General features: G+C 69.1%; 12 protein-coding genes and 4 pseudogenes. 8 read left to right on the top strand and 8 right to left on the bottom strand.

Translation table 11 applies throughout. The features are described from left to right. Positions 1-141 precede the first annotated feature (141 nt). Positions 142-2,488: pseudogene (gene clpA / locus KSF81_RS19970) on the top strand (ATP-dependent Clp protease ATP-binding subunit ClpA). An 86-nt stretch (positions 2,489-2,574) separates the two neighbouring features. Then, positions 2,575-2,904 carry a carboxymuconolactone decarboxylase family protein gene (locus KSF81_RS19975; protein WP_309139736.1) on the top strand — a complete coding sequence of 110 codons (330 nt, stop codon included), beginning with the start codon at positions 2,575-2,577 and terminating at the stop codon, positions 2,902-2,904. A 22-nt stretch (positions 2,905-2,926) separates the two neighbouring features. Here KSF81_RS19975 and bfr read toward each other — a convergent pair whose 3' ends face one another. From bfr to KSF81_RS20005, 7 genes and pseudogenes are all read right to left on the bottom strand, one after another. Then, positions 2,927-3,430 carry a bacterioferritin gene (bfr, locus tag KSF81_RS19980; protein ID WP_217380456.1) on the bottom strand — a complete coding sequence of 168 codons (504 nt, stop codon included), beginning with the start codon at positions 3,428-3,430 and terminating at the stop codon, positions 2,927-2,929. A 68-nt stretch (positions 3,431-3,498) separates the two neighbouring features. Continuing rightward, entirely contained in the window at positions 3,499-3,693 is a 195-nt protein-coding gene (locus KSF81_RS19985; protein ID WP_217380457.1) for a bacterioferritin-associated ferredoxin, read from the bottom strand. Between the two features lie 13 nt (positions 3,694-3,706). Beyond that, a complete protein-coding gene (locus tag KSF81_RS30095) occupies positions 3,707-4,348 on the bottom strand; it encodes an ABC transporter substrate-binding protein (RefSeq protein WP_254453637.1) in 642 nt (213 codons plus the stop codon). Further along, positions 4,341-4,751 (bottom strand): extracellular solute-binding protein, encoded by a 411-nt coding sequence (locus KSF81_RS30100; RefSeq protein WP_254453638.1) that lies wholly within the window; start codon positions 4,749-4,751, stop codon positions 4,341-4,343. The genes KSF81_RS30095 and KSF81_RS30100 overlap by 8 nt, the downstream gene beginning before the upstream one ends. A gap of 154 nt (positions 4,752-4,905) precedes the next feature. Beyond that, the gene (locus tag KSF81_RS19995) at positions 4,906-5,694 is read right to left on the bottom strand and encodes an HpcH/HpaI aldolase/citrate lyase family protein (protein ID WP_254453639.1); all 789 of its coding nucleotides are present in this window, start codon (positions 5,692-5,694) and stop codon (positions 4,906-4,908) included. Between the two features lie 58 nt (positions 5,695-5,752). After that, positions 5,753-7,370, bottom strand: a pseudogene (locus tag KSF81_RS20000) (cisplatin damage response ATP-dependent DNA ligase). Continuing rightward, the gene (locus tag KSF81_RS20005) at positions 7,367-8,413 is read right to left on the bottom strand and encodes a ligase-associated DNA damage response exonuclease (protein WP_217380458.1); all 1,047 of its coding nucleotides are present in this window, start codon (positions 8,411-8,413) and stop codon (positions 7,367-7,369) included. Before KSF81_RS20005 ends, KSF81_RS20000 begins: the two are co-directional and overlap by 4 nt. Before the next feature lie 363 nt (positions 8,414-8,776). On the opposite strand from KSF81_RS20005, the gene KSF81_RS20010 reads away from it, so the two are divergent. Then, entirely contained in the window at positions 8,777-9,097 is a 321-nt protein-coding gene (locus tag KSF81_RS20010; RefSeq protein ID WP_217380459.1) for a hypothetical protein, read from the top strand. A 136-nt stretch (positions 9,098-9,233) separates the two neighbouring features. Here the strand turns inward: KSF81_RS20010 and KSF81_RS20015 are convergent, their stop codons facing one another. Continuing rightward, complete coding sequence (locus KSF81_RS20015; RefSeq protein WP_217380460.1) at positions 9,234-9,467, bottom strand: hypothetical protein; 234 nt, start codon at positions 9,465-9,467, stop codon at positions 9,234-9,236. 917 nt (positions 9,468-10,384) lie between these two features. Here KSF81_RS20015 and KSF81_RS20020 point away from each other — a divergent pair. The 5 genes and pseudogenes from KSF81_RS20020 (at position 10,385) to KSF81_RS20030 (ending at position 14,116) form a co-directional block, all read left to right on the top strand. Then, positions 10,385-11,437: a sensor histidine kinase gene (locus tag KSF81_RS20020; protein WP_217380461.1), complete on the top strand. Its 1,053-nt coding sequence runs from the start codon at positions 10,385-10,387 to the stop codon at positions 11,435-11,437. Positions 11,438-11,876: 439 nt separating this feature from the next. Continuing rightward, a pseudogene (locus KSF81_RS32330) lies at positions 11,877-12,734 on the top strand (hypothetical protein); the annotation flags it as partial. Further along, positions 12,682-12,897: pseudogene (locus KSF81_RS32335) on the top strand (hypothetical protein); the annotation flags it as partial. The pseudogenes KSF81_RS32330 and KSF81_RS32335, both read left to right, overlap by 53 nt. Before the next feature lie 30 nt (positions 12,898-12,927). Then, positions 12,928-13,506, top strand: a complete 579-nt coding sequence (locus tag KSF81_RS31605) for a histidine kinase dimerization/phospho-acceptor domain-containing protein (RefSeq protein ID WP_309139627.1) — start codon at positions 12,928-12,930, stop codon at positions 13,504-13,506. Continuing rightward, positions 13,400-14,116 carry a response regulator gene (locus tag KSF81_RS20030; protein ID WP_375293374.1) on the top strand — a complete coding sequence of 239 codons (717 nt, stop codon included), beginning with the start codon at positions 13,400-13,402 and terminating at the stop codon, positions 14,114-14,116. The genes KSF81_RS31605 and KSF81_RS20030 overlap by 107 nt, the downstream gene beginning before the upstream one ends. Positions 14,117-14,178: the final 62 nt, after the last annotated feature.

Genomic DNA, 14,178 nt, shown 5'->3' on the forward strand with positions numbered 1-14,178 from the left:
GACCGGAACACGGTTTTGCCAGCCGTCCAAACGGGGGACTCGTTTGGAGGGATGAAGCCACCCAGATTCCTGTCTGGGAAACCCCCCTCGTGCCCGGGCGCTTTGCGGGAACGATGGGTCTGATCGGGGAGCGTCTCTAGCATGTTGTCACGAAATCTTGAGCAGACGCTCCATCGTGCCCTCGGCCTCGCCAATGAGCGCCGGCACGAATATGCAACGCTCGAACACCTGCTGCTGGCCCTGACCGACGACAGCGACGCCGCCACGGTGTTGCGCGCCTGCGGGGTCGATGGCGAGAAGCTGAAACGCGACCTGACCGAGTTCCTGGACAAGGACCTGGCCGGGCTGGTGACGGAACGCGCCGGCGACCCGAAGCCCACCGCGGGCTTCCAGCGCGTGGTCCAGCGCGCCGCCATCCATGTCCAGAGCAGCGGCCGGGACGAGGTGACGGGCGCCAATGTCCTCGTTGCCCTCTTCTCGGAGCGCGAGAGCCATGCCGTCTACTTCCTGCAATTGCAGGACATGACCCGGCTGGACGCGGTGAACTTCATCTCCCACGGCATCGCCAAGGCCCCTGGCCGGGCGCAGACCCGCCCGGTACAGGGCAGCCCGGCGGCGCCGGAGGAGCCGGAGAAGGAGGAGAAGCCGCGCGGCGGCCGCAGCCAGGACGCGCTCTCCAATTACTGCGTCAACCTCAATAAGAAGGCGCTGGCCGGCAAGATCGACCCGCTGATCGGCCGCGAGCCGGAGATCGAGCGGACCATCCAGATCCTCTGCCGCCGCACCAAGAACAACCCGCTCTACGTGGGCGATCCCGGCGTCGGCAAGACCGCCATCGCCGAGGGCCTGGCCAAGCGGATCGTCGAGGGCGACGTCCCGGAGGTGCTGAACAAGTCCATCATCTACGCGCTCGACATGGGCAGCCTGCTCGCCGGCACCCGCTACCGCGGCGATTTCGAGGAGCGGCTGAAGGCGGTGGTGAACGAGCTGGAGAACCAGCCCGGCAGCATCCTGTTCATCGACGAGATCCATACGGTGATCGGCGCCGGCGCCACCTCGGGCGGCGCCATGGATGCCTCGAACCTGCTCAAGCCGGCGCTGGCCCAGGGCACGCTGCGCTGCATCGGCAGCACCACCTACAAGGAATACCGGAACTACTTCGAGAAGGACCGCGCCCTGGTCCGCCGCTTCCAGAAGATCGACGTGAACGAGCCGACGGTCGAGGACACGGTCAAGATCCTCCAGGGCCTCAAGACCAATTACGAGAAGCACCACAAGGTCCGCTACACGCCCGAGGCCATCAAGGCCGCGGTGGAGCTTTCGGCCAAGTACATCCATGACCGCAAGCTGCCCGACAAGGCGATCGACGTGATCGACGAGGTGGGCGCGAGCCGGATGCTGCTGCCCGAGGGCAAAAGGCGGAAGACCGTCACCCTGAAGGATGTCGAGGAGATCGTCGCCAAGATCGCCCGCATCCCCCCCCAAGACCGTCTCCAACGACGACAAGGAGACGCTGCGGACCCTGGAGCGCGACCTGAAGGCGATGGTCTTCGGCCAGGACCGGGCGATCGAGGCGCTGGGCGCGGCCATCAAGCTCTCCCGCGCCGGTCTGCGCGATGCGGAGAAGCCGATCGGCAACTACCTGTTCAGCGGCCCGACCGGCGTCGGCAAGACCGAGGTGGCGAAGCAACTCGCGAAGACGCTGGGCATCGAGCTGATCCGCTTCGATATGTCCGAATACATGGAGCGGCACAGCGTCTCCCGCCTCATCGGCGCGCCGCCGGGCTATGTCGGCTTCGACCAGGGCGGGCTGCTGACCGATGCCATCGACCAGCACCCGCATGCGGTGCTGCTGCTCGATGAGATCGAGAAGGCGCATCAGGACCTGTTCAACATCCTGTTGCAGGTGATGGACCACGGGAAGCTCACCGACCATAACGGCAAGACGGTGGATTTCCGCAACGTCATCCTCATCATGACGACCAATGCCGGCGCCGCCGACATGGCCAAGGCCGCCATCGGCTTCGGCCGGGAGGTCCGCCTCGGCGAGGATGAGGAGGCGATCAAGCGGATGTTCACGCCGGAATTCCGCAACCGGCTGGACAGCATCGTGCCCTTCTCCGGCCTGACGCCGGAGATCGTGGGCCGCGTGGTCGAGAAATTCGTCATGCAGCTGGAGGCGCAGCTCGCCGACCGCAACGTGACGATCGAGCTCTCCTCCGCCGCCAAGGAGTGGCTGGCCGAGAAGGGCTTCGACCCGCTCTATGGTGCGCGGCCGCTGGCCCGCGTCATCCAGGAGCATGTGAAGAAGCCGCTGGCGGAGGAACTGCTCTTCGGCAAGCTTGCCAAGGGCGGCGCGGTCAAGGTGGGCATGAAGGACGGCGCGCTGGCCTTCGACTATATCGAGGCGGCGCCGCCCGCCCTGCCGAAGCCGGAGGAAGGCCCCGGCGATGGCGAGGCGGAGCGCGAGCCGGAGGCGGTGGAGTAGCCACCCGCCACCAGTCCTGGGATGATGCACGGGCGCCGGCGGACCAGCCGGCGCCCGTGGCAATTCAGGGGAGTGGCATGAGCGCCATCAAGGACTGGGACGCCTATAACGGCGCGGCGCGCGAGCGCGGCCGCGAATTGAACGGCCTGCACCCCGAGCTGGTGAAAGGCTTCAGCGCGCTCAGCCGCGGCGCGGCCACCACGAAGCATCTCGATGCCAAGACGCGGGAACTGATCGCGCTGGCCGTCGCCGTCAGCACCCGCTGCGACGGCTGCATCGACGCACATGTCCGCAAGGCCAAGGTGGCGGGTGCCAGCAAGGAGGAAATGGCGGAGGCGCTGGGTGTCGCCATCGCGCTGAATGCCGGCGCCGCCTTCACCTATGCATTGCACGTGCTGGACGCGGCGGGGGAGTAGCCCCCCCGCCTTTCGGTCAGCGTCAGCCCTTGCCAGCCTCCGCCTCCTGCTCCGGGGCGGAGGCGCTGTTCAGCAGGATGTAGCGCTCGATGCCGATCAGCTTGATGAGGTCGAACTGGCGCTCCAGGAAATCGACATGCGCCTCCTCGTTTTCCAGGATGCGGCGCAGCAGGTCGCGGGAGACGTAGTCGCGCACGCTCTCGCAATAGGCGATGCCCTCGCGGAGGTCCTTCATCGCCTTCTCCTCCAGCTTGAGGTCGGCGGAGAGGATCTCCTCCACGGTCTGGCCGACCATCACCTGGTCAAGGCGCTGCACATTGGGCAGGCCGCCGAGGAACAGGATGCGTTCGATCAGCCAGTCGGCGTGGTGCATCTCCTCGATGGATTCGTCGTATTCATGCTTGCCGAGCTTCGTCACGCCCCAGTGGCGCAAGGTGCGGGCATGCAGGAAATACTGGTTGATCGCGGTCAGCTCGTTGGTGAGCTGGGTATTCAGGTGCTCGATCACCTTCGGGTCGGATTGCACGGCGCCGCTCCCCTCTCACAGGTCAGGCGCCCCGTTTGGCCGGTGCCCCGGCCGCCTGCCATGCACGACTACGAGAGCGCACCCTGCCCCGCCCCCGACGCGGGTTTCCCGTCCCGGATCATGGTCAGGATGGTGCGGGTGCAGGTGCCGCACTGGGCCTGGCAGTTGCAGGCGGCATAGACCTCCCGCGGGCGGTGGGCGCCCTTCTCCACCGCATCGGCAAGCTGCCGGTCGCTGAGCGCGTTGCAGAGGCAGATGATCATCCCCCGCCCCCCCTCAGCGCCAGCCGGCGCGCTGCATGATCTGCAGCGCCGGCCCCGCATGGGCCTCGGTGCGGGCGGCGTCCACCGGCTCGGCCCGGAACTGGCCCATGGCGGCGAGCGCGGGGTGCAGCGGCGCGTCCGGCACTGCCGGGTATTCCATATTGCCCAGCGCCAGCATCTGCTGCGCCTTGTCGCTGGTGAGGTAGTCGAGGAAGCGGCCGGCAGCCTCCCGGTTCGGTGCGGTGCGGACCAGGCCGGCGCCCGAGATGTTCACATGCGTCCCCCGGTCGCCTTCCGCCTGGTTCGGGAAGATCACGCCGATCCGGGCGAACAGCGCCTTGTCCTCGGCGCGCTCCGAGGCGCCGATGCCGGCCAGGTAGTAGGTATTGGCGATGGCCAGGCCGCATTGCCCGGCGGGGATGGCGCGGAACTGGTCGCGGTCGCCACCCTGCGGCGGGCGGGCCATGTTGGCGACCAGGCCGCGCGCCCATTCCTCGGTCCGCTCCGGGCCATCGGCGGCCAGGATCGAGGCGGCGAGGCTGATATTGTAGGGGTGGTTGGCGCTGCGGACGCAGATCTGGCCGCGGAAGCGCGGATCGGCCAGATCCTCGTAGCGGGTGAGGCCCTGCGGCACGCCGCGCTGCTTGTCATACATGATGACCCTGGCACGCTGGGAGATGGCGAACCACATCCCCCCCAGAATCGCGGAGCCCCGCCGGGATGCGGCCCTCCACCGCCGGCGAGCGGAAGGGCTGCAGGATTCCCGCCCCAGCGGCGCGGGCCAGGCGCGCGGCGTCCACGGTGATGAAGACATCGGCGGGGCTATTGGCGCCCTCGTTGCGGATGCGCTCGATTAGCTGGTCGGCATCGCCCTCGATCAGCCGGACGCGGATGCCGGTTTCCTTGGAGAAAGCCTCATAAAGGGCACGGTCGCTGTCGTAATGGCGAGAGGAATAGAGATGCACCTCCTCTGCCTCCGCCGCCGCGCCGGCCGCGAAAAACAGGGCAAGACCGGCGGCGATGCGGCAGAGGCGGCGACGCGGCGGGCGTGCTGGCATGGGCTCACTCCGAACTGTCGCGGCCAGTGTTAGCGTTAATGAGAACCATTCGCAAGTGATCCGCTGGCCGGACAGGTGGGATTCTAACCCCTTACTGCCGGCCGCACCTTGCGCCAGCGCAAAGGGCGGCCAGGCAGCGACGGTCCCGGCACCGCTACCCCACCGGCAGCCCGCGCAGGAATTTGCTGCGGGCGCTGGCGCCGGCCATCAGCAGGTTGTGGTCGGAGCCGCTGAGCAGGAAGCGCGCACCCATCTTGATATAGGCGGCGGCATGGGTCTCGTCATAGACACCGCCCATGCCCATGGTCTTGCCCGCCCGCTTGCAGGCCCCCGCCACCTTTTCATAGGCGGCATAGACATCCTTGTGGCCGATCTGCCCGGCGATCCCCATGGAGGCCGTGAGGTCCGAGGTGCCGATCAGCAGCACATCCACGCCGGGCGTCGCGGCGATGGCCTCGGCATTCCGCACCGCTTCCGGCGTCTCGATCATGCAGGCCACCAGGATATCCCGGTTGAGCTCCACCTGCGCCTCGGCGGTGGCCGGTGGCTTGAAATCATAGGCGAAGGGCGGGCCGCCCCAGGAGCGGGTGCCGATGGGCGGGAAGCGATAGGCGGCGGCCACCGCCTGCGCCTCCTCGGCCGTGTCGATATGGGGCACCACCACGCCCATGGCGCCGTTGTCGAGCGCCCTGGTGCCCTCGAAGACCGCATCCTTGCAGACCCGGACGATCGGCGTGATGCCCTGGCCCAGCGCGGCGATGGCGATCTGCGTCGCCTCATGCACGCTCATCGCGCCGTGTTCCATGTCGATGAAGAGCCAGTCATAGCCGGCGGCCGCCGCCAGCATGCCCACCGCCGAGCCGCGCAGGTGATGCACCCCGAAGCCGAGGGCGAGTTCGCCCCGGTCCAGGCGCTGCTTGACGTGGTTCTGGACGATCGGCATGGGCGTTTCCTCGCGACGGCTTGCTTGGAACCAAGCGCACCACGGGGGACGGCCCCGGTCAATCCGCTTCGGGCACCGCTTCCCTCGTCGCAACGAAGCCCATCAGGTTCTCCAGCCGGTCCGCCTCGCTTGCCGGCTTGTCGGTGCGGATCCGGGCGATCCGGGGGAAGCGGAGCGCCACGCCCGATTTATGGCGGGTGGAGAGCTGGGCGGCGTCGAAGATCACTTCCAGCACCAGCGCCTTCTCCACCTCCCGCACCGGGCCGAAGCGGCCGGTCGTGTGGTTGCGGATCCAGCGGTCGAGCCAAGTGAGTTCCTGGTCGGTATAACCGGAATAGGCCTTGCCGACCGGCACCAGCTCCTCCCCGCCCTGCCCGTCCGGGCGCCATAGGCCGAAGGTATAGTCGCTGTAGAAGCTGCTGCGCTTGCCATGGCCGCGCTGGGCATACATCAGCACCGCATCGATGCTGAGCGGGTCGCGCTTCCATTTCCACCAGAGGCCCCGGGTGCGGCCGGCGACATAGGGGCTGTCGACCCGCTTCAGCATCAGCCCCTCGATCGAGGCGGCGCGGGCGCCGGCGCGGATTTCCGCCAATTGCGCGAAACTGCCGAAGGCGATCTGCGGCGAGAGGTCCATCCGGGCGGGCGCGACGCGGGCGACCCAGTCCTCCAGCCGCCGGCGCCGCTCATCGAAGGGCAGCGGGCGAAGGTCCTCGGCACCCTCGAAAAGCAGGTCGTAGAGCCGCACGCCGGCCGGGAAGTCGCGCTGCATCTTCGCGCTGACGGTCTTGCGGTTCAGCCGCTGCTGCAGATCGGCGAAGGGCGCCACGGCGCCGTCGCGCACCACCAGCAGCTCGCCATCCAGCACCGCGTGGAAGTCCATCGCCTCGACGATCTCCGGGAAGCCCCCGGAGACATCCTCGCCACCGCGGCTCCAGAGCCGCCGCCCGCCCGGCCCGGCGGTGAGCTGGACCCGGATGCCGTCCCATTTCCACTCGGCCCGCCAGTCTTCCGGGCGGAGCGCCGCGACATCCGCATCCTCCAGCGGATGCGCCAGCATCAGCGGGCGGAAGACCGGCGCGTCGCGCGGGTCCGGCCGCTCCGCCCGGCCTTCCAGCCAGCGGAACAGCGGCAGGTAGGGGGGGCGCGATGCCGTGCCAGACCTCCTCCACCTCCTCCACCGGCTTGCCGGCCCATTCCGCCAGCGCGACCCGGGCCAGCCGGCCGGAAACCCCGACGCGCAGCCCACCCGTCACCAGCTTGATGAGGGCCAGCCGGCCGCTGGCATCCAGCGTATCGAGCCAGCCGGCGATCAGCCCCGGCAATTCGGGTTTGGGCGTCAGCTCCAGCGCCTCCACCACCTCGGAGAGCGCCGGCGGCGCCGCATTCACCCCGGGCTTCGCGGGCCAGATCAGCGCCACCGTCTCGGCGAAATCACCGACGTAATCATGGGAGAGCGCCAGCAGCACGGGATCGGTGCGCGCCGCCACCAGGTCGCGGATCAGGGCGGGCTTGGCGGCGGTGAAGACCAGTTCCTCGGTCAGCGCCGCCAGGCCCACGCCGCGGTCCGGGTCAGGCTCGGTCGCGAACCAGTCGCGCAGCAGGGCGAGTTTGGCGTTGCGGCCCGGGGTGAAGACCAGCCGTTCCAGCAGGGCGGCGAAGGCCGGCAGGCTCATGCGCCGCCCGCCACCGCAGCCCCCGGTTCCTCTTCGTCCTCCCCCTCGCCGAGCCCCACCAGGTGCAGCGCCCGGCCGCGGATACCGCGCTGCGCCATGGCATGCACCAGCGCGTCGTCGCGGCCATGCGTCACCCAGACCTCGGGCGCGCCCACCTCGTCGATGGTGGCGTTCAGCGCATCCCAGTCGGCATGGTCGCTGATGATGAGCGGCAGTTCCACGCCGCGCAGCCTGGCCCTTTGCCGCACCCGCATCCAGCCGCTCGCCACCGCGACCACCGGCTCGGCCAGGCGTCGCGCCCAGCGGTCGGCGACGCCCGAGGGCGGTGCGAGCACGATGGCGCCCCGGAGCGCCGCCCGCTCCGCCACCGTCGCCGGCAGCAGCGGGCCGAGCGGCACGCCGAGTTCCTCATAGAGCCGGCAGAGCCCGGCCAGCGCCCCGTGCAGATGGATCGGCCGGTCCCAGCCGGCCTCCCGCAGCAGCCGGATCAGCCGCTGGCATTTGCCGAGCGCGTAGCAGCCCACCACATGCGTCCGTTCCGGGAAGACCGCCAGGCTGTGCAGCAGCTTCGCCACTTCCGCGGCCGGGTCGGGGTGGCGGAAGACCGGCAGGCCGAAGGTGGCCTCGGTGACGAAGACATCGCAGCTCTCCGGCTCGAAGGGGGAGCAGGTGGGGTCGCGCTCGCGCTTGTAGTCGCCGGAGACCACGATGCGGCTGCCCTGCCATTCCAGGCAGACCTGCGCCGAGCCCAGCACATGCCCGGCCGGGCGCAGCCAGAGCCGGACCCCGTTCTGCACCAGCACCTCGCCGTAGCGGAGCGGCTGCTGCCGGTCGCCCGCCCGCCCCTCCCCCATCCGGGCGCGCATGATGGCGAGGGTCTCGGGCGTCGCCAGCACGGCGGCATGGCCGGGGCGGGCATGGTCGGCATGGCCATGGGTGATCACCGCCCGCTCCACCGGGCGGGATGGATCGATGTGGAAGCCGCCGGGCAGGCAGTGCAGCCCGGCAGGGGTGGGACGAAGCCAGGTTTCGGGATGGGGCATGAGTGTGTGGGAATGCGATCCGCGCTTTCGGATCAAGCACTTAGAGCCGATCCATGCCCCTTCAACCCGCCCCACGCGTTGCTGAGATGCGGGCCGGAACGGGAATAAGCCAGACTTCCCTGGCTCACCGCCAAGCCCTCATTGGATGCAAGGCGGTGGTGAAGGGATCGCCCCGTCCAGGATCCCGGCGCCGGCACATCCTGCGAGTCCCCGCAGGTGGTGCGACTGGAAAAGCCCGTGGCTTGATGTAAACGGCCTGAGTACTTAACAACTTCTGGTTGATTATTGGTTCGGGAAGTTTATGACTTCCCGGCCCAATACATTCGCCCTATACCCCTTCTCACGAAAACGTGAGGTAAGGCCATGTGGATGGAATCGGGGCGGTTCGGCGGCGACATGCTGGAGAACGGATTTCTGTCTGGGGTCTTCGAGGCGCGCGTCATCATCCCCGAGAGCGAGTTCGAGCGCCTCGGCCTCGGCGACCATGAGCACCCCAGCAGCCTCCCCGCCTGCTTCCGCTGGTGCCATATGACTCTCGGTCTCGGCGGCACCAGTTGGAGCGTGACGCTGCGGGACGACACCGCTGTGCTGATCTGCTTCGCCAAAGCCGAGGATGGCCTCGCCTTCCTCGCCCGCTGGGCGGTCGATGCTGCTCCGGCCAGGCACGAGGCCCTCGCCGCCTGAGTCCAGGCGATAGATGGTTTCCTCACACGGAAGCCCGGAACAGATGCGCGCCTGCGGCCAGGGCCGTGGAGCGGGCGCGGTTGGCAGGCGGCCCAACACGGCAGCCCGCCGAGCCTGCGCCGGGCGCAGCTATCTCCTACTCATCCCGGTTGCTGGCCCGGCGCAGCCTGAACCGCTCCCGCTCCGGGCGATCCTCCTTGATCAGCCGCAACAGATCCTCCGGGATGGGCTCGGCGGCAACGGCATCGAAACGCTGATGCAGGCTGCGCTCCAGCCATAGGAGCCATGGCGTGAAGGCATCACCCTCCGGCTCGGCCCTTGGGTGGTCCGCCCTGCTTCCGCCTGGTGGCTCATTCGGATGTTTCGCCATGGCCTCGCTCCGCCCCGCGCCTGTCTCCAGGGGTGCACGGAAGAGGGAGCCCGCGGTGTGCGCTTCCGCACAGCACAGCGCGGCGCGGCCGAAAAGAAAGCCCCCGCCGGGGCCTGTGATCCGGCGGGGGCCAGAGGCTGGGACTATGGGAGATCTGCTCGCCACCCAAGGGGCGCAAGCAGCAGCCCGGTGACCGGGCAGAGACAGGCTGCCATGCTCCGCCGCCGGCTGTCACGAAACATGATTCGGCATTTATCTGACTTTTTGGTGGGTCGAAAGGAGGCCGGGCGCCCGCGGAGTGGCGCGGATCAGACGCCCGGCCCCACCGGAGGCCAACCGGCGTGAGCATCGGACGCCCTTGCAATGATATTTGCACGGAACGAAAACGCGAGTGGGGGTTAATTGTCCTTGCGTAACAAGACTGATTGCCGCTACGGTCTTGGCCAAGGGTTCTTCTTGCGCCTTAGGAACGTTCTGTAACGAATATCACTGGTTGCAACAGAGCAAGGGGGCGGGATTGAAGCACGACCCTGTTCACCTGCCTTGTCGCCAGGGCGGCGGTGAGCCCCCGCAAGTGGTCTTCCACGCCCGCCGCACCGCCTCAGGAGCGCGCCCGGGCATCTCTGCCCGCTCACTGATCAACACGCCATACCAGGCGCTGACGGCCAGCGCAGCCGCCCCACTCCATCCAGACGCCATGGATGCAAGAATGCAACGAATGCGCCAGGGGAATTTCGGGACGATTCCCATTATCTCGAACATTCCAATGTGCTGAAGGCTCCTCTCCGCCCGCGGACCGTTACCGCCATTGCTCTTGCGGCGAAAACGGAGACACGCCATCCCGCGGGGCGGCACAGGTAAGGAACCCGGCGCCTTGCCGCGCGATAGACGAGTCCGGAGGCGCAACGGCGTTGCAGATGGAAGACAAGGGCCGCATGGCGGAGGAGCAGGCAGCGGCGGCCGGAGTCACACCGGGAGGCGACGAGAAGCGTTTCCGCCTTCTGGCCGACCATGCGCCGGTGATGATCTGGCGTGCCGATACCAGCAAGGCCTGCGACTTTTTCAACAAACCCTGGCTCGATTTCACCGGCCGCGCGTTGGAACGGGAACTCGGCTTCGGCTGGGCCGAAGGCGTGCATCCCGAGGATTTCGACCGCTGCCTCGCGGTCTATACGGAGGCATTCGATGCGCGGCGCGAGTTCTCCATGGACTACCGCCTCCGCCGGCATGACGGCGCTTGGCGCTGGTTGCTGGACAGCGGCCGCCCCTATGAGGCCAACGGCGCCTTCGCGGGCTATTTCGGCTCCTGCATCGACATCACCGAGATGAAGTCCGCGCTTGAGGAACACCGCCAGAGCCTGGAGGAACGGGAACGGCTGCTGGCCGAGTTGCACCACCGGGTCAAGAACAACGCCCAGGCCACCACCTCCTTCCTCGGCCTGCAGGCGAGCCGGGCCAGCGACCCCACGGTCGCGGCGGCACTGCGCGGCGCGGCAACCCGGATCATGCTGGCGACCCTGGTGCAGGACCGCATGTTCCGGATCACCGGTGATGCCGCGGTGGAACTCGGCGACGAGTTGGAAGTGACCGCCCGCACCGCGCTTGAGGTCGCCGGGCGGCCGGGCATCGATCTCGAAACCCGCATCGAGGACCGGCTGGCCCTGCCGGTCGCGCAGGCGACGCCGCTGGCGTTGATCGTGAACGAGTTGGTGGTGAATGCCGCCCGCCACGCCTTCCCGGATGGCCGGAACGGCTGCATCCGCCTGACCCTGCGCCGGGCCGCCCCCGGCCTAGGGGAGGTCGTGGTGGCCGATGACGGCATCGGCCTGCCGGACCTGGTCGGCCGCAACACCCCGCAAGGTTGCCTCGGCATCCATCTCGTGCCGCGGCTCGCCCGGCAGGCCCGGGCGACGCTGCGGCTGGAGAATGACGCCGGCACCCGGGCCACCCTTCGTTTCGCGGCAGCCTGAGCCCGTGACGCCTACTCACGAAACGTCGCGCATGCGATAAGAGATTCCGTCTCGCCCCATCCGGCGGCACGGCCCAACTGGAGTGGTGGCGCTCGGCAGGTCCATGTCAGGCATCCGGCGCGTCAGGCGCCTTATCTACCTCATTGCCCTGATATTCTGCCTGGCTCTGGCCGGGATGCGCGGTGCATCGCTTTGGGCCGAATACCAGGCGGCGCTGGACCGCACCGAGGCGGGCGCCCGCGACCTCGCCCGCATGGTCGAGGAATATGCCCGGCGCAGCTTCGAAACCAGCGACCTGATCGCCGATGCCATGGCCGTCCAGATTTCCGCCCTCGGCGGCACCGCGGCGCTGCGCGGCAATGCGGCGGTGCATCGCTGGCTGAGGCGGCTGGCCGAACGGACCAGCGGCAATCACCTGATGGTGGTGGATGCCGCCGGGATGCCGGTGGCGACCAGCGCGGATGCTCCCGTCCCGGCCGTGACGCTCGCCGACCGCGGCTGGTTCCAGGCGCATCTGGCCGGCGCCCAGCAGCATCTGGGGGAGGCGGCGCTCAGCCGCTTCAGCAAGGAGATCCTCTTCACCTACAGCCGGGCACTCTATGCCCCGGACGGGACGCTGGATGGCGTGGCGCTGGTCGCCATCCGGCCCGGCTTCTTCCAGGATCCGACCTTCAGCACCGAAACCACGGCGGGCACCATCCTGACCATGTGGGACCTGCAGGGACGGGTCATCGCCAGGACCGGGCTGCGGCCCGAGGATATCGGGCGCCCCCTGGCCCAGGCCACGCCCTTCGAGCGCTTCCGTGACACCGCCGCCGGCACCCTCCGCACCAAAGCCACCATCGATGGGCGGGAGCGGATCCTGGCGCATCGCCGGCTGCCGGACTGGCCGGTCATCGTCACCGTCGGCATCCCGGTGGAGAGCGGCCTGGCCCTGTTCCACCGAAACCTGGTCTGGAGCCTTTGGCTGACCGGTGCCGTGCTGGCCGGCCTGATCGCCCTGACCTGGTTCGCTGCCGCCGTGGGCCGCCGCGAGGAACGGGCGGAGGCGGAACTCGCCGCCGCCAATGCCGCGCTGCTGCGGGCCCGCGACGACCTGGAACGGCGCGTGGCGGAGCGGACCCGCGACCTGGCGGAAGCGAATCACCGCCTGCGCGAAAGCGAGGCGCGCTTCCGCGGCATCTTCAACGCCACCTTCCAGTTCGTCGGCCTGCTCTCGCCGGATGGCACCCTGCTGGAGGCCAATGAGACCGCCCTCGCCTTCATCGGCCGCCGGCCCGAGGAGGTGGTGGGCCGCCCCTTCTGGGAAACCCCCCTGGTGGGATGTGGACGAGGCCGCGAAGGAAAGGCTGCGCGACGCCCTCCGCCGCGCCGCCGCCGGCGAATTCATCCGCTACGAGGCCGAGGTCCGGGGCACCGGGGAGCGTGTCACCACCATCGACTTCTCGCTCAAGCCGGTGCCGGACCAGGCCGGGCAGGTGGTGCTGCTGGTGGCCGAGGGCCGCGACATCAGCGCCCTCAAATCCGCCCAGGCGCAATTGCACGAGGCGCAGAAGCTGGAGACGCTCGGCCACCTCACCGGCGGGGTCGCGCATGACTTCAACAACCTGCTGATGGCGGTGCTCGGCAACCTGAACCTGCTGAAGAAGCGCCTGCCGGACGAGCCCCGCATCCGCCGCCTGCTGGATGGCGCGGTGCAGGGGGCGGAGCGTGGCGCGGCGCTCACCCAGCGGCTGCTGGCCTTCGCCCGGCGGCAGGAGTTGCGGCCGGTGGCGATCGACCTTGCCCGGCTGATCCGCGGCATGACCGACCTGCTGCGCCGCTCGCTCGGCCCCGCCATCCGCATCGGCATCGAGGTGCCGGAGGGGCTGCCCCCGGTCCGCGCCGATGCCAATCAGTTGGGAATTGGCGCTGCTCAACCTGGCCCTCAATGCCCGGGATGCCATGCCGCAGGGCGGCGAGCTGCGGATCGCGGCGGAGGCCGATACGGCGCCCGGCCTGCGGCGGCCGCCGGGCTTGGCACCGGAGGCGCCGCCGGGCAGCTATCTGCGCATCGCGGTGACGGATAGCGGCACCGGCATGGATGCCGCGACGCTCGCCCGCGCCACCGAGCCGTTCTTCACCACCAAGGGGCCAGGCAAGGGCTCGGGCCTCGGGCTGTCGATGGTGCATGGGCTGGCGGCGCAATCCGGCGGGCAGCTCCGCATCCTGAGCGAAGCCGGGGCCGGCACCACCGTGGAACTGTGGCTGCCGGTGGATGCCGGGGCGGTGGCGGCCGCCGCCGAGCCGCCGGCGCCCCCTGCCGTGGAAGCCGTGGCGACCCGGCCGCTCCATATCCTGCTGGTGGACGACGACCCGCTGATCCAGGCCGGCACGGCGGCCATGCTGGAGGATCTCGGCCACCACGTGCTGGTCGCCGCCTCCGGCGCCGCGGCGCTGGAGACGCTGGCGCGCGAACCCTGCGAATTGCTGGTGACCGATTTCGCCATGCCCGGCATGACCGGGCTGGAACTGGCGCAGGAAGTCCGCCGCCGCTGGCCCGGCCTGCCGATGATCCTGGCGACCGGCTTTGCCGAATTGCTGCCGGGCGAGGGCGACGACCTGCCGCGCCTCGCCAAGCCCTATCGCCAGGAGGATCTGGCGGCGACCATCGCGCAGGTGATGCGGAGAGCCGGGTGATGCGGCGCCGCTGAGAAGCGGGCCTGGATCAGGGCGCGCTGCGGTCTTTCCCATCCGCCGGA

The organism is Siccirubricoccus sp. G192 (genome assembly GCF_019084075.1).
Classification (GTDB): Bacteria; Pseudomonadota; Alphaproteobacteria; order Acetobacterales; family Acetobacteraceae; genus G192.

Bases quoted from the DNA above. Each gene is read 5' to 3' on its own strand.
- KSF81_RS19985 (WP_217380457.1), bottom strand. From the start codon at position 3,693: ATGATCATCTGCCTCTGCAACGCGCTCAGCGACCGGCAGCTTGCCGAT.
- KSF81_RS30095 (WP_254453637.1), bottom strand. From the start codon at position 4,348: ATGTATGACAAGCAGCGCGGCGTGCCGCAGGGCCTCACCCGCTACGAG.
- KSF81_RS30100 (WP_254453638.1), bottom strand. From the start codon at position 4,751: ATGCCAGCACGCCCGCCGCGTCGCCGCCTCTGCCGCATCGCCGCCGGT.
- KSF81_RS19995 (WP_254453639.1), bottom strand. From the start codon at position 5,694: ATGCCGATCGTCCAGAACCACGTCAAGCAGCGCCTGGACCGGGGCGAA.
- KSF81_RS20005 (WP_217380458.1), bottom strand. From the start codon at position 8,413: ATGCCCCATCCCGAAACCTGGCTTCGTCCCACCCCTGCCGGGCTGCAC.
- KSF81_RS20010 (WP_217380459.1), top strand. From the start codon at position 8,777: ATGTGGATGGAATCGGGGCGGTTCGGCGGCGACATGCTGGAGAACGGA.
- KSF81_RS20015 (WP_217380460.1), bottom strand. From the start codon at position 9,467: ATGGCGAAACATCCGAATGAGCCACCAGGCGGAAGCAGGGCGGACCAC.
- KSF81_RS20020 (WP_217380461.1), top strand. From the start codon at position 10,385: ATGGAAGACAAGGGCCGCATGGCGGAGGAGCAGGCAGCGGCGGCCGGA.